A 23,109-nucleotide genomic window follows, 5' to 3' on the forward strand; every position below is an offset into this window, starting at 1 on the left:
CAAATTGGCAACTGAGCTAAGAAGTTATTACTCTGATGCGTATATTCAGTTGATTGCTGATGAACTATCCAAAACAGCGGACATCAATTCAAATCTGTTTAAGGCGGAAGTTCTTGGAGGCAACTGGGTTGAATTAAGTCTCAAAGAACGCTCAGCCCGGCTTACACAGTGTCTTGTCAATTTTCTTCCGGATGATCCTCACGAAGGAATTGCGATACTAAAATCGCTCCTCCCCAAAATTAGCGGCGACGCCCAAAAATATGCAGATATGCTGTGTATTTTTATCCCCGATTACGTCAGCCATTACAAAAACACCCTCCCTCTTGAGGACGCCCTTGACGCTCTTTGTTATTTTACATCCAATGGTACGACTTCCGAATTGGCAGTTCGTCCTTTTCTACTGGAACATCCAAGCGAAGTGCTAAGCATCCAAAGAAATTGGCTCGCACATGAGCACCCACATGTTCGCAGATGGATATCTGAAGGATGCCGTCCCCGACTTCCTTGGGCACCTGCTTTGCCTCAGTTTAAAATTGATCCAAAACCAATTTTACAAATCCTGGACGCCTTAGTTGAGGATACCAGCAAGTTTGTACAAAAAAGCGTGGCAAACAATCTCAACGACATTTCAAAAGATAACCCTGAAATTGCACTTCAATTTGCAGAGAATAGACTTGGAAAAAGCCCGCAAACTGATTGGATATTAAAACACGGTCTCAGAGGTCTATTAAAGTCGGGAAACCCAAAAGCACTTGCCTTGTTTGGGGCTATGCCTGTTAAACTTCGCAATCCAAAGCTTACTCTTGAACTGCCCAGCATTCATCTAGGCCAGTCACAGACCTTTGATTTTTCTGCACATATTGACGCTCCGCTACCGTCAACTTTACGCCTTGAATATGCAATGGACTTCAGAAAAGCAAACGGTCTTACATCCCGAAAAATCTTCATGATCAGTGAAAAAAAGCCGGCAGATCCACAAATTCAGATCAGAAAATCCCACAAATTTGTCGACTACACCACACGCCGACATTATTCAGGGCAACATTCAATAACCATTCTTGTAAACGGTGCAGAAGTTGCAAGCCATGACTTTGACCTGATCCGCTAGACTTGCCAATAAATGACAAGTCTGTTGGATAAGGAGGGACCAATTTACTTGGGCATACTGCCCGCGATGATATAGGCAATGGCCTGCACAATCTGTTCTGGTTCACGTGCCATGCCTTTTGCGCCAGCATCGACTTCTTTCAATGCGTGATCATGTTCCGCTGGGTGAAGGGTTAAATAAGGAATACCAAGTGCTGCGGCTTGCCCAGCATCAAAAGCGGCGTTCCACTGTTTATATTTCTCTCCAAAGCGAACGACTACCAGATCGGCCTCTTTGAGCAGTGTTTCAGTTCTAATACTATTGAGCAAGGCGCCCTTGCGATCGTGCCAGTACTTATTTTCCTCTGATCCGAAAATTGCAACTCCGCAATCATCACTGTCTTCGTGAACCGTATTTGGGCCCGTCAAAATTACAGGCAAATTTGCAGCTTCAACACCCGCCTTGATCCGCTCTCGCCAGTCTGTATGAATTTCACCTGACAAATACACTGTCCAGATTTTATCACTCATCCTCAATCCTCCGCTCAGAAATTGCCGCAAGTACTAAACCAGCCTGCAATCAATGTCACCCGGTAAAAGCATGTCAATTGATTCGATGTCAGTGAGTAATTGCTTTACCCACAAACCAAACCAGCAAAAGTCGCAAAACAGTAAGGCGTTGAAAAATTGAACAAACTAAATTCCGTTTAGTTGAACGACTAATAAAACTTGAAATTACGCAATTATTGGTTTTATCTAAAAATAATATTCTATTAATCTAATAATAAATATATGTTGGAGGGGGTCATGCTTTTTAAGCTGCAACAATCAATAATACCCATAGTTTTAGTTGTTCTCTCTTGTTTTACAGTTACACACAATGCTACTGCCGCAAACGTTACCCCGGATGTTATTTTTGGTTCAGGCAATGCAAATGGTAGTTTTACTGTGGGTACCAGTACGGATGGAGCTCTTGAGGTAGGATTAAGAGCAAAACAACGGTATCCAGCAGCAAATATTTTTAACTATGACGGTGTCGATACATACAACTTCATCGCAGGCCCAGCACCAGGAAATCCAAGCAGAGCCCTTTGGAATTTTGAATGGTCAGTCAACACAAATGTAAACGGATCGGGTGGTAATTTATCCGACTACACATATGCCCTTCGTCTGGACTCCGATCCAACCGCAAATACTTCATTTGTAACATTCGACCCTATCTTGAACACCTATTCTGATCATGCACTCGGTAATAATGGGACAGGAAACGGAGGCGGCACTGTAATTGACAGGAATGCAGCGGATAGAGACACACAATATTCGAATGCATTAACTCAATATAACGTGGCACAAAATTCATGGACAATGCATTGGTTTGTCCTCGGCTTCGATCCTAATAATACAGGTACGTACACAATAGAGCTGGACATTTTTGACGATGCAGGCGGACTACTGGCTGGTAGCTCAATCGATGTAATTGTCTCTGCCGTACCATTGCCAGCGGCCCTTCCGATGTATGCAATTGGAGTGGCAATTTTGGGGTTCATAGGGTGGCGCAAACATAAGTTGAGTTAATTATAATTTGGCTAATTTAAATCCGTCTCATCTACTTTTCATTAGCTTGGTGAGCAGTAACCCTTGAATCTGCCATAATTTGACCCTTTATGTTTAGGCAGGATTAATCATTGTCGCAATATGGGGTGCAACCATGAAAAAACATCTGGGATTTAGTATATTATTGGGTCTGATAACTGCATCTTTTTCCAACTCCTATGCCGCCGAGTTGAAAGAGCACAGTTTAAGAGGTTTTCCAAAAGACCTTAGTCTTGGCAAAACCTATGACGAAAACACCCTTTCCCCAGCACAGCTGAAAAATTGCCTGCAAATGTCGCGTAAACTTGACCTATTGAGTAATATTCTCAATAGCCAGAGTGAAGGGTTTGCTTCAAAGCTCGCTGAGCTTAACGAGCTATCAAACAATATAGATGAATCCCAAGCCTATCTGGATCAAAATCCGACAAAAGAAGTAAATGACGACGCTGCGATGGCTCAACGGAATGCGCGCGTTCGCGCTCACAACGAGCTTGTAGATTTATACAATACGAAGACAGCAGCTTACGAAAAAGAAACACAAGGGTATCGGGATAACACTACGCGCTATGAAGAAATGCGGTCAGAATTTACTGAAAATTGTGCAACCAAAAATTACTACAGCGACGATATGGACGCCGCGGTGCTTGAAAGTAAATGAGTATACACTTTCGCTATCAAGACGCGGACTTAAAAAACAGGCTAACAACGGTTCCCTCGTCGGGTGAACTGTTGATTGTCATAAATCCACCCGACTGTTTCACGTATCCATGAACCATTGATAGCCCAAGGCCCGTACCCATCCCCACGTCTTTGGTTGTGAAAAACGGTTCGATTGCTTGATCAAGAACGTCTTGTGACATGCCGGTACCGGTGTCGGAAACAGTGATCTTGACGAATTCGCCATCACGGCCTTCATAATTTTTGGCAGGATCTACTGTTATTTTAATGACACCGCCTGCCCCCAATGCATCACGAGAATTGGTTGCAATGTTTATGAGCGCATTGTTCAATTGCACTGCATCAGCAATTGCCATGATATTGTTCGATTTTATATCTGTCTTTATCTGGATATGCTCACCCAGAACCCTGCTTAGCATTTCAACCGCTTCACTAACCACGTTTGACAGATTAAGTGTTTCATTATTCAGGTGCTTTTGGCGACTGAAAGACAGCAACTGATCTATTAACGCAGCACCCTTTTCAGCTGCCTTCAGCGCTATGTTCAAATGCTGCTGTACTTCCTCTTTTTCGCTAAAATCACTTGCAAATTCCAACCTGCCAATTACGACCGCCAGTAAGTTGTTAAAGTCATGGGCAACCCCGCCGGAGAGTTTTCCCAAAGCTTCCATTTTCTGAGACTGCTGGAGTTTCTGCTCAATCTCCTTGTATCCACTTAGATCATGTATGATACCTGTATAGTATAGATCGCTGCCCATCAGAGATTCTCCGAAAGAGAGTTTCACAGGAAACAAACTTTCGTCTTTGCGCTTGGCGAAGGTCTCCCGATTTGATCCGATATAACTGGGATTTGATCCGATATAACTGGCAAGTGTTCTTTGCTCTTTAATCTGTTCACCTTCGTCGGCCTCACACTCATAAATTCCTGGCATCAAAAGCTCCAGACCTGCTCCGATAACCTCGCCAGGTGAATAGCCTGTTAATCGTTGAATGGCCTTATTGGCCAAAACAATCCGCCCGGATCTGTCGGTTAAAATGATGATATCCAGCGCCGCATCAATGACCGTTTGCAAGCGCAATTCTGAAAGAGCTCGTTCGTGTGAGATCCGGTTATTAAAGTTCAGTCGAGAAAAACCAGAATTGCTTTTTTCTATATCACATAAACGCACAATGAGTGCATGTTCGCTATCCTGCACCAGTGATGCACCTTCGAAACGGTATTGCTTGCGTTCTCCGCCTGGTAAAATCAGCTCTTGCCGAGAAAATAAACTTCCCCGACTGCCAGCACATAATTCCAAAAACTCAAGCGCTTCAGCGTCTACGAGTATGTCCGCAAAAATATCACCCGCTTTCAGACCTATTTTTCGTGCAGCCGGATTAACTGACAAAATTTGACCCTGAATTGATGACAGTATGGCAGGAGTTTTCTCCGAATACGTGATTAATTCGAACGCATCCTTAAGCCGGTAGGACAGATCATTGTGATCGCTTATAATATTCACGACCTTCTTCTTCGTTTGGTTTGAAATACACCACAACCCTGCACTCAGCATCCCCAGACGCAATGGTCTCTCGCAACTGTACTTTTGCATACTTCATATTTTCAGATGCAATATACCCAAAAACATTTGAAGTCATCATACAAAGCGATGGACGGTCTTTCACTCTATCACCAAAAGGGCATGCCCGGTTTCCAAGAATGATATAATCATCTGTTTCTTCGACGATATAAAAATCGCCATTGATACGCCGCTTTAGATCGACCAGCACTTCACTCACCTGTTTTCGGGACAGATTAGTGACATTGATAGCGTTCTTGTAACTTTGATCAATTTGCGAACCGATTTTCTGACCAACCAGACTGACATAGCCCTCCGCCTCGTCGATACCGACCACATTTTCCAGCGTTCCGGTTAGTTCTCTCAGTAAATCAAGTAAAAAGCTTTCCCGCTGCAAAGGAACTTCTGAAGTATTTATCTCGTTACTCATGATCCATCCTTTCTAGCTCCCATCGGGACACTAACAATGAATCATCTATAATTCCTAAATAAAAAGTCGATAATGCAGAGCGAATTCACTCTCGTGCTCGGATGAGAAGGCTTTAAAAAAAATATTTTATGGGAAATGGTAACAAAAATGCCTATCGTGGCCCAATATGACCACAAGACAACCAAACTTATTTTCGTGAGAAAATTTGGAGCGGGCGATGAGATTCGAACTCACGACCCTAACCTTGGCAAGGTTATGCTCTACCCCTGAGCTACGCCCGCTCGGCGTGCAACGTCGTTGCGAGGCGGGATAATAGCTATCTTGAAACTGATTGCAAGCCCGTTTTTCACAAAATGCAATTTTATTTTGTAGCGCCTTCAAATCCTTGCAATTCAGCGTCTAGATGATCAAAAATTACCACAAAAATGAGAGGTATTTAAATGACAGCAACCCCGGAAGATCTATTTAGGCGGCTTGATCAACTCGGAATCACATATAAAACGCACCACCACCAAGCAGTTTTTACAGTAGAGGAAGCCCAAACTGTCTCCCGAACACTGGAAGGTGGTCATAGTAAGAATCTTTTTTTAAAAGACAAAAAGGATGAACTCTATCTGCTTGTCTGTCTGGAAGATACAAAGGTGGACCTCAAAGAGCTGCGAAAAAAAATTGGGGCAAAAAACCTCAGCTTTGGAAAAGCAGAGCTGCTGCAAGAGGTCTTAGGGGTCACGCCTGGCTCTGTCACACCCTTTTCCTTGATCAACGATGTCGATTGCAGGGTAAGTGTCCTACTGGATGCGGCAATGATGAAAGAAGATTTTTTAAACTTCCACCCCTTGATAAATACACAAACTACGCAAATCTCTATGGATGACTTGAAATTGTTCATTAAAAATACAGGACACCAAATGACAGTGGTCGAGTTTTAAGTGACAATTGAGCTATGCAGTTAACAAATGAAGCGAAAACTGTTACTGACGAACGCAATGAAATCTAAATTGTCAACAGAACTGAAAACGGATTAATGGATATTCAAACGAACAGCATGCCAGAAACCACGGGCAACTGGGTAAAAGACGGTACTACCGAAACTTTTACAACTGACGTAGTACAGGAAAGTCAGGAACGACTTGTGCTGGTCGATTTATGGGCTCCTTGGTGTGGCCCATGCAAGCAGCTAGGGCCGGTAATTGAAAAAGTCGTCAATAGTGCCGGGGGCGCTGTGTCGCTTGTTAAAATAGATATTGATCAAAACCCCCAAATTGCTCAGGCTTTGCGTGTTCAAAGCATTCCAGCCGTGTTCGCCTTTAAGAATGGGCAGCCTGTGGATGGCTTCATGGGCGCCTTACCTGAAAGCCAGGTAAAAGAGTTTATTGAGAAAAATCTGGGTGGAGAGATTGGTGCCTCGCCATTAGAGGAAGCCCTTCAGACAGGTATTCAGGCCCTTGAAGAAAACAACACAGAAGTTGCCCTTGCTGCCTTTGTGCAAGTTCTGGAAGCGGATCCCGATCACGTGGAAGCAAAAGCTTATCTGGCGCGAGTGTATATAAAACTGGGAGAGGTTGAGGCTGCCCAGTCATTGCTTGAAACATTTTCAGAAGAAGAAAAGCAATCACCTGTTGTTTCCACTAGTGAAGTAGCGCTTGAAATTGCGCTGAATGCAACAGATCAGAGTGAGATTAGCGAGCTCCGTGAAAAACTTTCATCCGACCCTGAAAATATGGATTTGCGGTTTGAGTTGGCAAAAGGGCTTATCAGTAACGGTAGTTATAGTGAAGGCGGAGATGAATTAATCAGCCTGATCAAGATGGATGCCCAATGGAATGATGGCGCTGCAAGGCAGGAGCTACTTAAGATGTTTGAGCTGCTAGGGCCAATGCATGACGTCACCAAAACCTATCGCAGACAACTTTCAGCAGCGTTATTCTCATGAGTGATCAGGGCACCACATCTGGATTGGAGGAATTACCGGCAATTTTGCCAATATTCCCACTCAGTGGTGCCCTACTTCTAACGACCGGGCAACTCCCACTGAATGTATTTGAACCCCGCTATCTGGACCTTGTCCGAGATGCAATGGAAAGTCACCGGGTCATTGGCATAATTCAACCTCGAAACCCTGACACGTCCGCTCATGAGCCTGCCCTTTACGATATTGGGTGCGCTGGAAAGATCTGCGAGTTTTCCGAGCATCCTAGTGGCATTTATCAAATTACAGTGGAAGGCATCTGTCGTTTTTCGGTAGTTGAAGAGATCAGCGATCGAACGACACTGTATCGTCAGGTTAAAGCAAGTTATGATCCCTTCAACAGTGATCGAACTCCGTGTGATAATGGAAAAGTGGATCGAGACGCACTTCAAAATGTCCTGAAACACTTTCTAGAGTTTGAAAATGAAGAGGCCGATTGGGAAGCGCTTAATCATCTCGCAGATGATAATCTCATTAATTCGCTATCCATGATTTGTCCGTTTTCACCCGCCGAAAAACAGGCCTTGCTCGAAGCAACAGATGTGCCGGCTAGAGCTCGATTACTGATCGATCTACTGAATATGATGATGCAACAAAGTGGAGTGAACAGGACTGTTCAGTAACCCCTTAAAAGAGTGACCAACATGACAGAAAATTCCACCTCAGACAAAGCAGATCAGGACACAGCGGTAATTGATCCAAAACTGCTGGAAATACTGGTTTGTCCACTGACAAAAACAGCATTGACCTACGACCGGGAAAATAGAGAACTAATCAGTAAAAAAGCCAATCTTGCCTTCCCTATTCGAAACGGTATTCCGATCATGCTCGTTGATGAAGCGCGCCGATTGGACGACTAACCAAGACTGGTTAAATAACTATGGATTTTTATGAAAAAGCTGGTCGCCCACAACCAACCGAAGTCCGCCTGAAAAAGACTGACAAAAAATTACGGGTCACCTTTTCTGATGGTCAACAGTTTGAATTTCCTGCTGAATTACTTCGAGTTGAAAGCCCCTCAGCAGAAGTACAGGGTCATGGGGCATCCCAAAAGCAACTCATCGCCGGTCGGCGTCATGTAGGCATTATGTCACTGGAGCCGGTCGGAAACTATGCAGTTCGCTTGCAATTCGACGACCTGCACGACACAGGTTTGTTTTCCTGGAATTTTCTCTACAATCTTGGAATGACGATGGATGACGTGTGGGAGAATTATCTACATAACCTTGAACAAGCTGGTTTAAGCCGCGACCCCTGAATTATAAAGATTTACCCGACAGTAAGCGCGGCATTTCACCGACCGTTCCGCGTGCATGTTCCATAAAAAACCCTTTAACGCTCGGCATTTTGTTTACCGCTGCAAGTCCAAGATCTCGCGCCAATCGAACTGGCTCGAAGTCTGTGGTGAATAAACGATTTAATCCATCTGTAATTGCCAGCAGAACAATACTGTCAAACCGCCGCCATTGCTGATATTTTTCAAGAGAACTATTGCTTCCCGGATCCAGCCCCAAGCGTGCTGTATCAATAATTACCTCTGCAAGTGCAGCCACATCCCGAAGTCCCAGATTCAAACCTTGGCCTGCTATTGGATGCATACCGTGAGCAGCATCCCCTACTAACGCCAAACGCTCAGCAATATATTCATCTGCCTGATGCAACGCCAGTGGGTAACTCCAGCGCGGCCCCACAACTTTCAGTTTACCGAGATAAGTCCCAAACCGCTTTGACATCGCGGCATGAAAACCGGCCTCATCCAGCCTCATGATATGTGCAGCAGTGTCTGTTTTTTCTGTCCACACCAATGACGATCTGTTGTCGGTCATTGGCAAAATGGCAAACGGCCCGGGCTTTAAAAATCGCTCTTGCGCGACACCCTGATGGGGTAATTCATGTTTTACAGTGCAAACTATACCCGCCTGATCATAACTCCAGCCAACAGTCCCGATGCCAGCTTCTTTTCTAAGGCGTGACAACCTGCCGTCCGCAGCTACTACGAGGCGGGCTCTTATCTCACGCCCGTCATCCAGTTTGGCGTGAACTCCTGCTTGATTACGCTCGATACTCTCATACGTCGCCGGCGCCAAAATCTTCAGATTTTTAAGTTCCTGGGCTCTTTTCAATAACGCAATGCGCAAAAACCGGTTCTCAACCATGTGACCAAATGGCTCGTCACCCAGTTGACGATGATCATAGTGAAGAAAAAGCTTTGAAGGGCCATCGGTAATCCGAATATCCAACATCGGTTCTTTTTCTGCAACATGCTCCCAAACACCAATTGTCTTTAACAAATTGCGCGAGGCATGCGCGATTGCGGACACTCGACCATCAAAAATTTCAGCCGTAACTGTTTCTGGAGCTTCACGCTCCAGCACTGTGACATCAAGACCCGCATCCGCCAATGCAATGGCAAGCGGCAAGCCATTCAATCCTCCACCAACAATCAGAATATCAGTAGTGAACTTTGCTTCATCTTTTGATTTGGCCATATTCAACGCTTTCGAATGTTGCTGCCTTTTCTATTTGGGGCTAACCTAACAGAATGACAACACAATGGCACCAATTTACAGCCCTTGAACTGGGACAAAAAATAGAACAGCAGGAAATTAACCCTGTCGACCTAACTGAATATTTCCTAAACCGGATCAAACAACTGGACCCGGACAATGAAATATATGTTCGCCTGACCGAGGAACGAGCGCTGAAAGAAGCGACGGCCGCAGCGTACAGGGCCAAAATGGGTCAACGAAGAAGCCTACTGGATGGAGTGCCTATATCCTGGAAAGATCTGTTCGACACTGCAGGTATCCGAACAGAAGCAGGAACCCGTTTGCTCGAGGGACGCATCCCATCAGAAGACGCAGATTGCCTGAAAAGGGCTACTCTTGCTGGCCTTGTTTGTCTTGGCAAAACCAACATGCCTGATCTGGCCTTTTCAGGTCTTGGCAATAATCCCCGGACCGGTACCGGAGCCAACCCGCACGACCAGACTACAAAGCGAGTTCCGGGTGGTTCATCTTCAGGTGCGGCGCTCTCCGTCTATCATGGGCTTGCGCCGGCCGCGATAGGCTCTGACACAGCCGGTTCAGTCCGCATTCCCGCCGCCTGGTGTGGCCTTACCGGCCTTAAAACTACACATGGTCTGATCTCGCTCAACGGTTCGGTTCCACTTTCACCCAGTCAGGATACTGTGGGGCCACTCACCAGAGACATCGCAGATGCCAATGAACTATGTGCCATCTTAAGCGGAAGAAAAGCGGCGGACTTAAAGGGAGCAAGTGTAAAAGGGCTTCGTATTTTACGGGCAACAACTGTTTTTGAGGATTTGGTTAACCCAGCCATTCAGTCACAAACTGACATTGCCCTAAATGAGCTTTCTCGGCATGGAGCAAAGATTATTGAGGGTCCCGTTCCTTCATTCCACGATGTTCTGGAATGCTGCAACGAGCACGGTTATCCTGGGATGCTAGAAGGATATGCCTGTGGGGAGACAAGATCAGGGAACATCCTGACCGAATTAACCCGGCCATTGGCAAACGTTTTCTGAACGGCGAAAACTTCACAGCTCAAAATGCTTTAAAACTTGAGTTTCACCTGCAAAAACTGCGTAAAGAGTACCTAAGGCAAACATCAGATTATGATTTCGTGGTGGGACCTACACAGCCACAAATTCCGCCAGAGATTTCTAAGTTGGAAACAGATACCAGCTATTATATTGAGATGGCATTAATGTCGATAAGCTTGACCAGACTTGCGAATTTGCTGGGCCTATGTGCAACAACCCAGCCGGTCGGATCAGCATTAGGCTTTCCAGTCGGCTTGATGATCATGGCTCCCCCATTTCAGGAAAACAAGCTTTTACGATGTGCAATGGCTGTTGAAACTCTCCTAAACACCGCATTGCCTAAAAAATGATCACCGCCTAATTTATGGGCAAATTTTGTTAGTATTTTTTAAACAAGTCCGCTCAAAATTTAGAACATCTCCCTCTAAGACACTGAAATAAATGCATAAAAATACATGCCAATAAAACTGGCACGCCTCTTGTAAAGAAGACTGCGAAACAGGGTTCAGCGCCCTGTAAGTAAGGGCAGCCCAAGAGGTGAACAAAATGAAATTGGTAATGGCCATTATAAAGCCGTTTAAGCTGGACGATGTCCGTGATGCTCTGACATCAATCGGAATTGACGGTTTAACGGCAACCGAAGTCAAGGGCTTTGGTCGTCAAAAGGGACACACAGAAATCTATAGAGGCGCTGAATACGCGATCTCTTTCCTTCCCAAAATCAAAATCGAGCTCGCGGTCAAAGATGACCTTGTCGAACAAGCTGTCGAGACCATCATGACAACCGCAAAAACGGGTCAAATAGGGGATGGCAAAATCTTTGTCTACGATTTGAACAATGTCGTCCGGATCAGAACCGGCGAAACAGACGCTGACGCACTCTAGGAGAAGTTCTATGCGTAATATTCGAGTAAACACAAAAGCCGTTGCAGCATCAGCTGCTCTGCTGACGCTGATCCCGGGCATAGCAAATGCCGCCGTGGATTCTGAAACCGCTTATATCTTCAACTCCTTCTCGTTCATTCTGAACGGTGCTCTGGTCATGTGGATGGCAGCAGGATTTGCCATGTTGGAAGCTGGTCTTGTTCGCAAGAAAAACACAGCCACCATCTGCCTTAAGAACATAGCTTTGTACTCTGTATCCGCGCTGACTTTTTATCTGGTCGGATACAACCTGATGTATCTGGATGTCACGGGATTTATCGGTAGCTTCAGTCCGTTTTGGGGCCCTGACGATGCTGACGCACTGGCGGGCACATTTTCTGAGGGTGGCTACTCAGCCTCATCTGACTGGTTCTTCCAAATGGTATTTGTTGCAACAGCAGCTTCAATCGTATCTGGCGCCGTCGCTGAACGCATCAAATTATGGCCATTTCTAGCATTCGTATTCCTTCTCACAGCCATCATTTACCCAATCCAGGGTTCATGGGTATGGGGCGGCGGCTGGCTCGCAGAAATGGGTTTCAGCGATTACGCAGGGTCAACCCTTGTCCATTCTGTCGGTGGCTGGGCCGCTTTGACAGGTGCGATTATTCTCGGCGCCCGCAAAGGAAAATACAGTGCGGATGGAAAAGTACAGCCAATCCCCGGCGCAAATCTGCCACTCGCCACTCTGGGCACATTTATCCTGTGGCTCGGTTGGTTCGGATTTAACGGCGGCTCAGTACTATCACTGGGTTCCGCGGCATCTGTGATCGAAATGGCCAATGTATTCGCCAATACAAACATGGCAGCTGTTGGCGGTGTTCTCGCCGCAATGATTGTCACTCAGATCCTTTATAAGAAAGTTGACCTGACTATGGCGCTCAATGGTGCAATTGCCGGACTGGTTTCCATTACAGCAGAGCCAGCCGATCCAACAATCGGTCAGGCGATTCTGATTGGTGCTGTCGGCGGTGTACTGGTTGTCTTCGCTGTACCACTTCTGGATAAACTGAAAATTGACGACGTGGTTGGTGCAATTTCAGCTCATCTGGTTGCAGGTATCTGGGGCACATTGGCTGTGGCCATTACAGATGCAGACGCAAGTCTCGCTGTTCAGGCAACCGGAATTGTCGCAATTGGTATCTTTGTCATCATTACAAGCACCGTGCTTTGGCTTGCATTGAAATATACTGTTGGCATCCGCGCTAGTGAAGAAGACGAGTTTGGCGGGTTGGACAAAGCGGAATTGGGCCTCGAAGCCTATCCGGAATTTGGCCCCTCAAGCAGCTAACAATTCTCTAAACAGGCAGCTGTACCTCCCTCTTTACAGCTGCCCGTTGAAACGGCAAATGCGCAAATTTTAGTCTTATGTTGATTACTATTTGAGCATTTGCCTGTTTTTTATTGGGTAATAATTAGCCAGACGCCCCATTTTTCACCATTCCTTCAACTGGCACATTCCTTGATAGACACCTCTCCATCAGATATCGGACCGATATCGAATGAGGGAGCTCGCCAAAAGATTACGATCAAATCTCATTTTGGTGACCAGAAAACAGGAGTGTAAAAATGGACGCGTCAGTAACAGGAACAGATGTCCTGTTTATTTTGTTGGGAGCCATCATGGTGTTTGCCATGCATGCCGGATTTGCTTTTTTAGAGGTCGGCACTGTCCGACGCAAAAATCAAGTTAATGCACTAATCAAAATTCTTGTCGATTTCGCCGTTTCGACTGTCTGTTATTTCTTCGTCGGATACGGGGTGGCTTACGGAATTGACTTTTTGGTCAACGCTGCTGTGCTGTCGGGTTCCACCCAATCAGAAGGCTACAGCTTTGCATCCAATGGCTACGATCTGGTCAAATTTTTCTTCCTGCTGACATTCGCTGCTGCGATACCGGCCATTATCTCTGGTGGTATAGCAGAAAGAGCCAAATTCTGGCCTCAACTGATTGCAACCGCTGTACTTACTGCTATTGCCTACCCACTGTTTGAGGGAATTATCTGGAATGGTAATTTCGGAATTCAGGAAATGCTGGAAAATCACTTTGGTGTTGGATTTCATGATTTTGCTGGATCTATTGTCGTACATGCTGTGGGCGGCTGGATCGCGCTCGGCGCTGTATATCTGCTCGGGGCCAGAATGGGTCGTTATAAAAAAGATGGCCGGGTGGTCGGAATTCCACCTTCGAATATCCCGTTTTTAGCCCTTGGCTCTTGGATCCTTTGTATCGGATGGTTCGGCTTTAATGTCATGAGTGCCCAAGCAATCGATGGCGTGTCTGGATTAGTTGCCCTTAATTCCCTCATGGCAATGGTTGGCGGAATATTGGCCGCACTGGTAACAGGTAGAAACGATCCCGGGTTTGTCCATAACGGCGCATTAGCGGGTCTGGTGGCAGTCTGCGCTGGCTCAGATATCATGCACCCTCTTGGCGCCCTGGCAACAGGGCTCGGGGCGGGCGCACTGTTTGTGTACGCTTTTACCTATTGTCAGAACAAACTCAAAATCGACGATGTGTTGGGTGTATGGCCACTCCACGGTCTGTGCGGATTATGGGGAGCAATCGCTGCAGGGATTTTTGGTGCTGAGGCGCTTGGTGGTCTCGGCGGTGTTAGCCTTACCGTTCAGATCATCGTCAGTGTGGCAGGTTGCCTTTACGCTTTGATCGCTGGACTGGTTGTTTATGGAATCCTGAAGGCCACCATGGGCATTCGTCTTGATGAACAATCAGAATTCGAAGGGGCCGACCTGAGTATTCACAAAATCGGCGCCTACCCGGAAGAAGATATTAGATAATTTTATTACAACTCTAGCGTTCACGATTTCGTGAACGCTTTTTTTCCCCAAAAAGCAATACAATTTATTAGTATTTAGCGAATACTTGGAACAAAACAAAAACATCCATATATATTGTGGACTCCGAATTTAGCCGAATTGCATTTGCTAAACCAAATGTAAAACCATCCCCCGAAAATTCGCCCTATGCTATAGCATGTTTCCGTTTTGTACCTCCGTTACAAACAGTCACATTTTTCTTGCAATCCATAGCAGAACCGATTTTACAAGCAAAAAACAGGTGTAATTGCACTCAGAAGATGGCACAAGAAAACCAGCAATCTTCTTTCTGACCTGAGGCCACTAATCTATGAATCCTGATCTTGCCAGTCTTAGAAATTCACCGTTCGTCGCGTTGCGGCAATTGCTGGACCCAATTCAGCCTGCTGCTAATCTGGAGCCGTTGGCATTAACAATTGGGGAGCCTCAAAACCAGCCTCCGCAAATCATGAAAGACGCCTTAAGGGAATTTGACCATTTATATGGAAAATACCCACCCGTAGATGGTACCCCCGAACTTCGCCGCTCCATTTGCCGTTGGTTGCAACGCCGCTATAACCTCGACAATTCACTCGTAGACCCGGATGCGAACATTACACCTGTCAACGGAACAAAAGAAGCGCTTTTCATGCTCGCCCAGGTCGTTACAGACCGAAAAAGAGAAAATGAACAGAAACCGGCGATCCTGATCCCCAATCCCTACTATCATGTCTATCACGCATCGGCGATCATGGCCGGGGCAGAGCCAGTATTTTTGAACGCAACCAGCGATACGAATTTTTTTCCTGATTTGGATCTGCTAAGCGAAGAATTATTGCAACGAACTTCCGCCTTTTATCTCTGCAGCCCCTCAAACCCGCAAGGAACTGTAGCAGGATTTGAATATTTAAAAACCGCCTTGAATCTTGCCAGAAAGTACGATTTCACCCTAATCATGGATGAATGCTACGCGGAAATTTATGACAAAGCTCAGCCTCAGGGAATACTGGAAGTCTGCAAAGCAGAAGGTGGCTCCCTTGAAAATTTAATGGCTTTTCACTCCTTATCCAAAAGATCAAGTGCGGCAGGATTGCGATCTGGTTTTATTGTCGGAGATGAAACACTTACTAAAACATTCATCAATTTGCGAAATTTTGCGGGCGCAGCCTCTCCTTTACCAGTGTGCGCGGCAGCTGCGGCTCTTTGGGCAGATGACACTCATGTAGAAATTAATCGTGCGCTTTATCAAAAGAACATTGATATTGCGGAAAAACACCTTGCAGGTCGTTTCGATTTTTACCGTCCACCCGGGGGATTTTTTCTCTGGCTAAATGTTGGCGATGGCGTCGAGGCCACCAAAAAGCTTTGGCGGGAGGCAGCAATCAGAGTATTACCCGGTGAATACCTAAGCGGAACAGATGAAAACGGATTTAATCCCGGGTCTGAATATATTCGGGTGGCATTGGTATTTGATCCAGATATGATGGATGAGGCTTTATCTAGAATTGCGAATTGCTTATAGAAACAGGTTATGACTCTAAAAGGCTCAGATACCAAATCCATCTCATTGCTGCCAAGTGGCAGTACAGATTTTCTTGCTCGACTAGCGTTCAGGCTAATTGGCATATTATTGCTACTGCTCGCTTTGCTCGCAACTGTCGCCCTAATCTCTTATGACGTCGCTGATCCAAATTTCAATCATGCAACTGATACTGCACCCAGCAACTGGTTGGGTATAATTGGTGCCCACGCAGCGGACCTGATGCTGCAGACGATAGGTTTGGGGTCTGCCGGATTAATTCTTGGTATTCTTGCTTGGTCCTGGCGTATTGGAGCGCAACGTGGACTGCGCTGGGGCTGGGCACATCTTGCGGCCATGCCATTTGCAATCTCTTTTTTGTCTGCGACCCTGTCTTCTTTTCCGGTGCCTGATAACTGGCCACTAAATGCGGCGCTCGGCGGAATCGTGGGTGAGGTTATATTCAATAACTTGCTGGTTATGTTCCAACAGGTTGGCGCCCCCATACCGGGATTTGCACTTGCCATAGCCCTAGGCGTGATTTCCATGGCGCTGCTAGTGTTTGCCTACGCATTGCCGTTACATGAATGGCTCGCCATTGGCCGCGGAGTTATGACGGGAGGTCGCGCTGTAGTAAAGGCCTCCTCAGCGGTTCGTTCCTTACGGTTCAAAAAACAAACCAGCGATGAAGATGAAGACCTTCTGGATTTAGGAGGCACGACAGAAGACACCCCGCCTGTTCGCAAAAAAACGGCTAAGCGCAAAAAAGCTGTTGAACCTAATGTGGAAACAAGTAAAGAGCCGAAAATTGAAACTCGCTCCACCAAAGTCAAAGCAAGTAAACGGGTAGCTGCGGAAAAACAGGCTGCACTGGATCTTGGGCCTTCAGATGTATACCAGCTTCCTCCCCTGAGCCTGTTGGCGTTACCAGACAGCAAACTGGTCAACAAACCGCTTAGTGAAGAAGCGTTGCAGAATAACGCTCGAATGCTGGAAGGGGTACTTGATGACTATGGTATCAAAGGAGAAATCACCAGAGTTCGCCCGGGGCCGGTGGTCACCCTTTACGAGTTGGAACCAGCCCCCGGACTGAAAAGTTCCCGTGTCATCGGGCTGGCGGATGATATCGCGCGCTCAATGAGTGCGATTTCAACTCGTATTGCCGTGATCCCGGGTCGCAATGCAATTGGTATTGAATTGCCAAACCAACGCCGCGAAACAGTTCTCCTGCGCGAGTTACTCTCCACAGCCACCTACGAAAGCAACAATTCAAAACTCACACTGGCATTGGGTAAGGATATTGGCGGTGATCCCGTAGTTGCTGATCTGGCACGAATGCCGCATCTGCTGATAGCCGGTACAACAGGGTCGGGTAAATCAGTTGCTGTAAACACCATGATACTGAGCTTGCTGTATCGCCTGCCGCCGGAACAATGCCGTTTCATCATGATCGACCCAAAAATGCTGGAGCTTTCCGTCTACGATGGGATACCTCACCTGCTAGCACCAGTTGTTACAGAAGCGACGAAAGCGGTGAGCGCTCTTAAATGGGCTGTAAAGGAAATGGAAAACCGCTATCGCAAGATGGCCGAGCTCGGGGTTCGAAATATTGACGGCTATAACCAGCGCATCCGTGAGGCAGCCAAACGCGGCGAAGAAATAAAGAGAACGGTACAAACAGGATTTGATGCGACAACAGGTGAGCCTGTTTTCGAAGAAAGGGTTCTCGACACCGAACCGCTTCCCATGATCGTTATCATCGTAGATGAAATGGCTGACCTTATGATTGTCGCCGGCAAGGAAATTGAAGCGACAGTGCAACGGCTCGCGCAGATGGCAAGGGCTGCGGGTCTACATGTAATTATGGCCACACAGCGACCTTCAGTGGACGTGATTACAGGCACCATCAAGGCTAACTTTCCAACCCGAATTAGTTTCCAGGTTACTTCGAAAATTGACAGCCGTACTGTTCTGGGAGAACAGGGAGCTGAACAATTGCTCGGACAGGGTGACATGTTATTCATGCCGGGCGCTGGTCGTGTCCAACGTGTTCACGGACCTTTCGTTTCAGACGAAGAAGTTGAACAGGTCGTTGCTTTCCTTAAAGAACAGGGTGCGCCCGATTATCTGGAAGAAGTCACTGAAGAGAGTGAAGTGGATATTCCCGGTTTGGACACCGGATCCGGCGCGAGCGGTGGTGGCGGTGGAATGGATGACGCCCTCTATGATCAGGCCGTCGCACTTGTCTGCCGCGAACGAAAAGCTTCAACCAGTTTTGTGCAGCGCCATTTACAAATTGGATATAACAGGGCCGCGCGGATCATTGACGAGATGGAAAAACAGGGGGTTATCAGCTCTGCCAATCACGTTGGAAAGCGCGAGGTTCTAGCCAGAAACATCGATGATCGTGAAAGTTAAAGCATTTTGCCATTGTTTTGACCATTTGTCTGATTACCTGTGTTGAAAGCTTACTCACTAAACATAAACGGATTGAATGAATGCGCGTATACAAATGGCTCTTCATTGCACTAATACTCTCCTTTCAAGTCACCGGCACAAAGGCCGCTGAACTTTCACTGGATGATCAGGAGAGTGTGGCCCGTGTTGAAGCTTATCTAAACGAAATTACAACGCTTAAAGCGCGTTTTCTTCAAATAAATGCTGAAGGTCAGTATGCACGCGGGACGGTTTTAATTAATCGACCCGGTCGCGCCCGCTTTGAATATGATCCCCCCGCACAAATTCTTGTTGTCGCAGACGGTACTTGGCTCGTTTTCCACGACAAAGAGCTAGAAGAGACAAACAGGATCCCGCTTTACTCGACACCCATTTCAGTCATCCTGAAGGAAAAAGTCGAATTGAAAGGAGATGTAACTGTCACATCAGTTGAAAAAGATGGTGGCATTTTGCGGATCAATATAATCGACACTGATGAGCCGGATCAGGGTGGACTAACACTCGTCTTCACATTAGCGCCGTTCGAATTGCGAAAATGGCTCGTCACCGACGCACAGGGAAGTACAACAAGTGTAGCCATCTCAGAAGTGGAAGAAGGTCTCAGTTTTGAGCCAAAATTATTTGTCTTAACAGACCCAAGTTATGACTAACCGTTTCAAATCGAATTAAGGCATGTTATTCATATCTTCCTTATTCCAATTTTCGGATTTTCGATTGCAATGACGTTTGACCCAAACGACGAATTTGAAGACCTGCCTGACCTGAACGACTACCCCACGCTCGTCTCAGTCGTTCGCTTTAATAAACTGCTTCCCGCCGTTAACTGGTTTCGATCTGTTGGCTTGCCGATGGGTGCCGCGACCCTTCGCACAGCGGAATTTTATGTTGAGACACTGGGCTTTCCAGGAACGCTTATTGCACCTATAGACAACTGGGAAGATGCTGCCTACGCCGCAGCCAATCCAGATTTCAATTCCCTGTGGTGGGAGACCGAAGAACAAATTCGTGTTGGTCTCACCGCCAGTGCACTGGAACTTATCTCAGAGGAAGATCTGACGGCTGCCCTCACTCATATATCCGCAACGGCATCCCCACTTATTCAAAATGCGGTTGAAAACCTTGCCGAGGAAGAGGGTATTGAAGATGAAGAACTGATCCGTGCCGCCATTGGTTCGGGTATCCAGACTTGCCATCAAGCCGCGTTGGTTTTGGCCGCAGGTGAAGAAGATACCCACCCCTTTGCCCTGAAATACAAACTGTTTGAATTGGGACGCTGGCCTATCGCCATCACAGGCAGCAGCTTCAATCTTTTTTAATCTAACCAATAATGGAAAAATAAAATGCGTTTGGTTACCTGGAATATCAACTCTGTTCGCGCTCGCCTCGCCCATGTTGAAAAAATGGTAGAATCCCATAATCCGGATGTTATCTGTTTGCAGGAAACCAAAGTTGTCGATAATGACTTCCCAATGAAAACATTCAATAAGCTGGGTTACGAATACTCGGCTATTGCGGGGCAGAAAAGCTATAACGGGGTAGCTATTTTCGCTCGATCCCCCTTCACAATTGAAGAAAGCCCATTGTGGTGCAGCAAGGACGACAAAAGGCATTTAGCAGTTCGTTTTGAAAACGGAACAATTATTCATAACTTCTACATTCCTGCCGGTGGTGATGTTCCGGATGCGGAACTAAATGATAAATTTGCCCATAAACTGGCTTTCATCGACGAAGTAACCGAATGGTTTACCGAGAAAAAACACCCTGAGAACAAATTTATTCTTGTCGGAGATCTCAATATTGCTCCTCTTGAACAGGATGTTTGGAGCCACAAGCAATTACTCAAGGTAGTTAGTCACACACCAATTGAGGTGGAGTATCTAAATCGAATGCAGGCCTCCCATGACTGGATAGATGCCATGAGGGAATTCGTTCCAGCTACTGATCCGCTTTTCAGTTGGTGGAGCTATCGCGCCCGTGATTGGCGGGCTTCAAACAAGGGCCGTCGCCTGGACCATATCTGGGTAACCCCTGCCTTGAAGCAGTCACTTAAATCAATGTTTGTCGATTTGGATATACGGGGATTGGAAAAACCATCTGATCACGCGCCGGTCTTTATGGATTTCGATCTGGACCTTTAATTCAGGATTAATCACTGCAAATCGGCGCAGTGAAATCATCTATGTTTTTTGATAAATAAAATACCTGCCCGGCTTAACACCTTCAGGCAGAGGCTGAACAACCCATCCATCGACCTGGATATCCTGATCACTGACAATGTAGCCGCCCGTTTGTACCAGTTTATTCAAATAAACGCTCATTTTCATGGCAAGCGCAATACTCGCTTCCTTGTCACCGGTACCAATATCGCAATGTGCAAGTTTTGCTCTACCTTCAAAGCGATCAACAAAAGCCGGTAAAGTCTGCAACACATCCCCAAGTATCATATGATCATCATCGGGAATACAATCCGGGTGGGCATTCACCTGACGGTCAAAAACATAAATATCCTCAGGTCCAAACAAACTTCTCAAATGATCATATGTTCGCCCGTTACCCAGACCGAACTCCAACACTATTCCCGTACGCCCCTGCATTTCCTTTGACACCATGTTGAGGCAATCGCGCTGCGCACTTACTCTCCTGATGAAACTATCCAGTCTACTCATTTTCAAACTCTTTCAGCGATAACTGCCATTCCTCAACAACAGCAGGGTCCAGTTCATTTCCTATATTTACACTATAGACATTTTCAAACTGCGTTTTCGACGTCAGTCGTCCCAATGCCCAAACCGCAGCCAACCTGACCATAGAGGCCGGGTCACGCAGTAAATCCAGTAACTGCTTCACATATACATTATTTGCGCTATTACCAGTGGCAATGATCACATTCCGAATAAACCGGTTTCGTCCAAGACGTTTTGCGGCAGAACCTCTAAACAGCTCACGAAATGATGCATCATCAAGTTTAAGCAGATCGCTTAAGCTCGGACCGTTCAGTTCTTGCTTCGCTTGCAACTTCAATTCTTTAGAATTGCTGGCGTATTTATTCCATGGACAGACAGCAAGACAATCGTCACACCCATAAATTCTATTCCCGATAAGCGGTCGCATTTCCCTGGGAATATGTTCGCGGGTTTCAATAGTAAGATAGGAAATACAGCGCCGTGCATCCATCTGATAAGGACTGATAAACGCATTTGTCGGACAGGCATCAAGGCAAGCTGTGCACCGGCCACACCCTCCGGTCTCTGGTTCATCTGGCTTAATCTTCAAAGTTGTCAGGATTACACCCAAAAATAACCAGGACCCAAACTGCCGACTAAGCAAATTGGTGTGCTTTCCCTGCCAACCAAGACCGGCTGCGGCAGCAAGTGGTTTTTCCATAACCGGCGCAGTATCCACAAAAACTTTCACATCGCCTTGATATGTCGCGACCATATGGCGGGCAATTTTTTTCAGCCGTTTTTTAATAATGTCATGATAATCCCGGCCGCGGGCATAAACAGAGACAACCCCCACATCAGGATTACTGATATGTTGTAAAGGGTTCTGATCCGGGCCGTAGTTCAATCCCAAGACCAGCGCTGATTTAGCATCTCGCCACAACTCAACCGGATTTTTTCGCCACTCTTTTCGAGCTTCCAGCCAGTCCATATCTCCGTGATAACCAGCTTTCAAAAAAGCCTCGAAACGCTCACCCGGAATTGGACCAAGATCCGCATCAGTAACCCGTATAACATCAAAACCCTGCTCCAATGCAAAATTTATCAGGTCCTGTTTCTGCTCCGCGGTCAGATCCATCGTCATACAAATTAAAAATCCAGATCAGCATAATGCGCTGGTGCAGGCATACCGGGCAAATTATCTGCCAAAATAGGCCGAAATGCTGGCCGGGACTTGATCCTTGAGTACCACACCTTAGCTCCCGGATGTTGGTCCCAAGGTACATCCCCAAGATAATCAACTGCGGAAATCTGCGCAGCCGCTGAGATGTCTGCCAAGGTTAGCTCATCACCCGACAACCAGTTCCGTCTCTCGGTCAAATATTCAATATAATCAAGGTGATAATGAATATTGTGATGTCCTGCACGAATAGCAGCCGTGTTCGGTGTACCTGTTCGGGTCAGGCGCTTGAGAATTTTCTCTTCCACCAGATTGTCTGTCACTTCTTCGCGAAATTTGTGGTCAAACCAGCCAATCAAACGGCGGGTTTCAGCCCTGTCTTTGACGTCTTTTGGCAAGAGAGGAACATCTTCATAGGTTTCTTCAAGATATTCGACAATGGCCTGACTATCAGCCAGAACCGTTCCGTTTTCATCCTTTAAAACGGGGACTTCACCCGCTGGATTTAATGCCAAAAAGGCATCCCGGTGCTCCCACGGCTTTTCAACAACAAGGTCATATTTTAACCCCTTTTCGTTCAGTGCCAATCGCACTTTGCGGCAAGCAGGTATTATCCAGAAATGAAATAGTGTACGCATGCGCACACCATAACTCACACCGCCTGCAAGG

At 46.4% G+C, this 23,109-nt stretch carries 25 protein-coding genes and 1 tRNA gene; 18 read left to right on the top strand and 8 right to left on the bottom strand.

Annotation, left to right across the window (positions count from 1 at the left end; translation table 11 throughout):
- Nucleotides 1-4 precede the first annotated feature (4 nt).
- Nucleotides 5-1,108: a YhaZ family DNA alkylation repair protein gene (locus tag JCM23214_RS01945; RefSeq protein WP_025897249.1), complete on the top strand. Its 1,104-nt coding sequence runs from the start codon at nucleotides 5-7 to the stop codon at nucleotides 1,106-1,108.
- A gap of 44 nt (nucleotides 1,109-1,152) precedes the next feature.
- Here JCM23214_RS01945 and JCM23214_RS01950 read toward each other — a convergent pair whose 3' ends face one another.
- Entirely contained in the window at nucleotides 1,153-1,617 is a 465-nt protein-coding gene (locus tag JCM23214_RS01950; protein ID WP_025897250.1) for a YtoQ family protein, read from the bottom strand.
- Nucleotides 1,618-2,034: 417 nt separating this feature from the next.
- Between JCM23214_RS01950 and JCM23214_RS01955 the strand changes: the two genes are divergently transcribed.
- Both JCM23214_RS01955 and JCM23214_RS01960 read left to right on the top strand, forming a co-directional pair.
- Nucleotides 2,035-2,661 carry a PEP-CTERM sorting domain-containing protein gene (locus JCM23214_RS01955; RefSeq protein WP_148301746.1) on the top strand — a complete coding sequence of 209 codons (627 nt, stop codon included), beginning with the start codon at nucleotides 2,035-2,037 and terminating at the stop codon, nucleotides 2,659-2,661.
- Between the two features lie 133 nt (nucleotides 2,662-2,794).
- Entirely contained in the window at nucleotides 2,795-3,337 is a 543-nt protein-coding gene (locus tag JCM23214_RS01960) for a hypothetical protein (protein ID WP_025897252.1), read from the top strand.
- Between the two features lie 16 nt (nucleotides 3,338-3,353).
- On the opposite strand, the gene JCM23214_RS18655 is transcribed toward JCM23214_RS01960, so the two are convergent.
- The 3 genes from JCM23214_RS18655 to JCM23214_RS01975 form a co-directional block, all read right to left on the bottom strand.
- The gene (locus JCM23214_RS18655; RefSeq protein ID WP_025897253.1) at nucleotides 3,354-4,859 is read right to left on the bottom strand and encodes a two-component system sensor histidine kinase NtrB; all 1,506 of its coding nucleotides are present in this window, start codon (nucleotides 4,857-4,859) and stop codon (nucleotides 3,354-3,356) included.
- The gene (locus JCM23214_RS01970) at nucleotides 4,834-5,346 is read right to left on the bottom strand and encodes a methanogen output domain 1-containing protein (protein ID WP_025897254.1); all 513 of its coding nucleotides are present in this window, start codon (nucleotides 5,344-5,346) and stop codon (nucleotides 4,834-4,836) included. Before JCM23214_RS01970 ends, JCM23214_RS18655 begins: the two co-directional genes overlap by 26 nt.
- A 206-nt stretch (nucleotides 5,347-5,552) precedes the next feature.
- A tRNA-Gly gene (locus JCM23214_RS01975) sits at nucleotides 5,553-5,627 on the bottom strand.
- A gap of 159 nt (nucleotides 5,628-5,786) precedes the next feature.
- On the opposite strand from JCM23214_RS01975, the gene JCM23214_RS01980 reads away from it, so the two are divergent.
- The 5 genes from JCM23214_RS01980 (at nucleotide 5,787) to JCM23214_RS02000 (ending at nucleotide 8,573) form a co-directional block, all read left to right on the top strand.
- Entirely contained in the window at nucleotides 5,787-6,275 is a 489-nt protein-coding gene (locus JCM23214_RS01980; RefSeq protein WP_025897255.1) for a prolyl-tRNA synthetase associated domain-containing protein, read from the top strand.
- A gap of 95 nt (nucleotides 6,276-6,370) precedes the next feature.
- Nucleotides 6,371-7,279, top strand: a complete 909-nt coding sequence (gene trxA, locus JCM23214_RS01985; protein ID WP_025897256.1) for a thioredoxin — start codon at nucleotides 6,371-6,373, stop codon at nucleotides 7,277-7,279.
- Nucleotides 7,276-7,938 carry an LON peptidase substrate-binding domain-containing protein gene (locus JCM23214_RS01990; RefSeq protein ID WP_025897258.1) on the top strand — a complete coding sequence of 221 codons (663 nt, stop codon included), beginning with the start codon at nucleotides 7,276-7,278 and terminating at the stop codon, nucleotides 7,936-7,938. Before trxA ends, JCM23214_RS01990 begins: the two co-directional genes overlap by 4 nt.
- Nucleotides 7,939-7,959: 21 nt before the next feature.
- On the top strand, nucleotides 7,960-8,175 hold the full coding sequence (locus tag JCM23214_RS01995) for a Trm112 family protein (protein ID WP_025897259.1): 216 nt from the start codon (nucleotides 7,960-7,962) through the stop codon (nucleotides 8,173-8,175).
- Nucleotides 8,176-8,195: 20 nt separating this feature from the next.
- Entirely contained in the window at nucleotides 8,196-8,573 is a 378-nt protein-coding gene (locus JCM23214_RS02000) for a gamma-butyrobetaine hydroxylase family protein (RefSeq protein ID WP_025897260.1), read from the top strand.
- 1 nt (nucleotide 8,574) lies between these two features.
- Here JCM23214_RS02000 and JCM23214_RS02005 read toward each other — a convergent pair whose 3' ends face one another.
- A complete protein-coding gene (locus JCM23214_RS02005) occupies nucleotides 8,575-9,804 on the bottom strand; it encodes a UbiH/UbiF/VisC/COQ6 family ubiquinone biosynthesis hydroxylase (RefSeq protein ID WP_025897261.1) in 1,230 nt (409 codons plus the stop codon).
- A 53-nt stretch (nucleotides 9,805-9,857) separates the two neighbouring features.
- Between JCM23214_RS02005 and JCM23214_RS18660 the strand changes: the two genes are divergently transcribed.
- The 10 genes from JCM23214_RS18660 (at nucleotide 9,858) to xth (ending at nucleotide 20,735) form a co-directional block, all read left to right on the top strand.
- Nucleotides 9,858-10,862 (top strand): amidase, encoded by a 1,005-nt coding sequence (locus JCM23214_RS18660; RefSeq protein ID WP_051547983.1) that lies wholly within the window; start codon nucleotides 9,858-9,860, stop codon nucleotides 10,860-10,862.
- Nucleotides 10,751-11,230 (top strand): amidase family protein, encoded by a 480-nt coding sequence (locus JCM23214_RS25780; RefSeq protein ID WP_084264644.1) that lies wholly within the window; start codon nucleotides 10,751-10,753, stop codon nucleotides 11,228-11,230. The genes JCM23214_RS18660 and JCM23214_RS25780 overlap by 112 nt, the downstream gene beginning before the upstream one ends.
- A gap of 196 nt (nucleotides 11,231-11,426) precedes the next feature.
- Nucleotides 11,427-11,765, top strand: coding sequence for a P-II family nitrogen regulator (locus JCM23214_RS02015; protein WP_025897262.1), 339 nt, complete (start codon nucleotides 11,427-11,429; stop codon nucleotides 11,763-11,765).
- Nucleotides 11,766-11,775: 10 nt separating this feature from the next.
- Complete coding sequence (locus JCM23214_RS02020) at nucleotides 11,776-13,095, top strand: ammonium transporter (protein ID WP_025897264.1); 1,320 nt, start codon at nucleotides 11,776-11,778, stop codon at nucleotides 13,093-13,095.
- A gap of 278 nt (nucleotides 13,096-13,373) precedes the next feature.
- Complete coding sequence (locus JCM23214_RS02025) at nucleotides 13,374-14,603, top strand: ammonium transporter (RefSeq protein ID WP_025897266.1); 1,230 nt, start codon at nucleotides 13,374-13,376, stop codon at nucleotides 14,601-14,603.
- A gap of 349 nt (nucleotides 14,604-14,952) precedes the next feature.
- Nucleotides 14,953-16,143 (top strand): aminotransferase class I/II-fold pyridoxal phosphate-dependent enzyme, encoded by a 1,191-nt coding sequence (locus JCM23214_RS02030; RefSeq protein ID WP_025897267.1) that lies wholly within the window; start codon nucleotides 14,953-14,955, stop codon nucleotides 16,141-16,143.
- Nucleotides 16,144-16,152: 9 nt separating this feature from the next.
- A complete protein-coding gene (locus tag JCM23214_RS02035) occupies nucleotides 16,153-18,558 on the top strand; it encodes a DNA translocase FtsK (protein WP_025897268.1) in 2,406 nt (801 codons plus the stop codon).
- 80 nt (nucleotides 18,559-18,638) lie between these two features.
- Nucleotides 18,639-19,247, top strand: a complete 609-nt coding sequence (locus JCM23214_RS02040) for a LolA family protein (RefSeq protein ID WP_025897269.1) — start codon at nucleotides 18,639-18,641, stop codon at nucleotides 19,245-19,247.
- 69 nt (nucleotides 19,248-19,316) lie between these two features.
- Nucleotides 19,317-19,913 carry a hypothetical protein gene (locus JCM23214_RS18665; protein WP_025897270.1) on the top strand — a complete coding sequence of 199 codons (597 nt, stop codon included), beginning with the start codon at nucleotides 19,317-19,319 and terminating at the stop codon, nucleotides 19,911-19,913.
- 24 nt (nucleotides 19,914-19,937) lie between these two features.
- Nucleotides 19,938-20,735 carry an exodeoxyribonuclease III gene (xth, locus tag JCM23214_RS02050; RefSeq protein ID WP_025897271.1) on the top strand — a complete coding sequence of 266 codons (798 nt, stop codon included), beginning with the start codon at nucleotides 19,938-19,940 and terminating at the stop codon, nucleotides 20,733-20,735.
- A 39-nt stretch (nucleotides 20,736-20,774) separates the two neighbouring features.
- On the opposite strand, the gene JCM23214_RS02055 is transcribed toward xth, so the two are convergent.
- The 3 genes from JCM23214_RS02055 to fzlA are packed head-to-tail and all read right to left on the bottom strand — an operon-like array spanning nucleotide 20,775 to nucleotide 23,078.
- Nucleotides 20,775-21,263 carry a class I SAM-dependent methyltransferase gene (locus tag JCM23214_RS02055; protein WP_025897272.1) on the bottom strand — a complete coding sequence of 163 codons (489 nt, stop codon included), beginning with the start codon at nucleotides 21,261-21,263 and terminating at the stop codon, nucleotides 20,775-20,777.
- A complete protein-coding gene (gene queG / locus JCM23214_RS02060; RefSeq protein ID WP_025897273.1) occupies nucleotides 21,256-22,404 on the bottom strand; it encodes a tRNA epoxyqueuosine(34) reductase QueG in 1,149 nt (382 codons plus the stop codon). The genes JCM23214_RS02055 and queG overlap by 8 nt, the downstream gene beginning before the upstream one ends.
- A gap of 5 nt (nucleotides 22,405-22,409) precedes the next feature.
- Nucleotides 22,410-23,078: an FtsZ-binding protein FzlA gene (gene fzlA, locus JCM23214_RS02065; protein WP_025897275.1), complete on the bottom strand. Its 669-nt coding sequence runs from the start codon at nucleotides 23,076-23,078 to the stop codon at nucleotides 22,410-22,412.
- Between the last annotated feature and the right edge of the window lie 31 nt (nucleotides 23,079-23,109).

This window comes from Sneathiella glossodoripedis JCM 23214 (assembly GCF_000616095.1).
Classification (GTDB): domain Bacteria; phylum Pseudomonadota; class Alphaproteobacteria; order Sneathiellales; family Sneathiellaceae; genus Sneathiella; species Sneathiella glossodoripedis.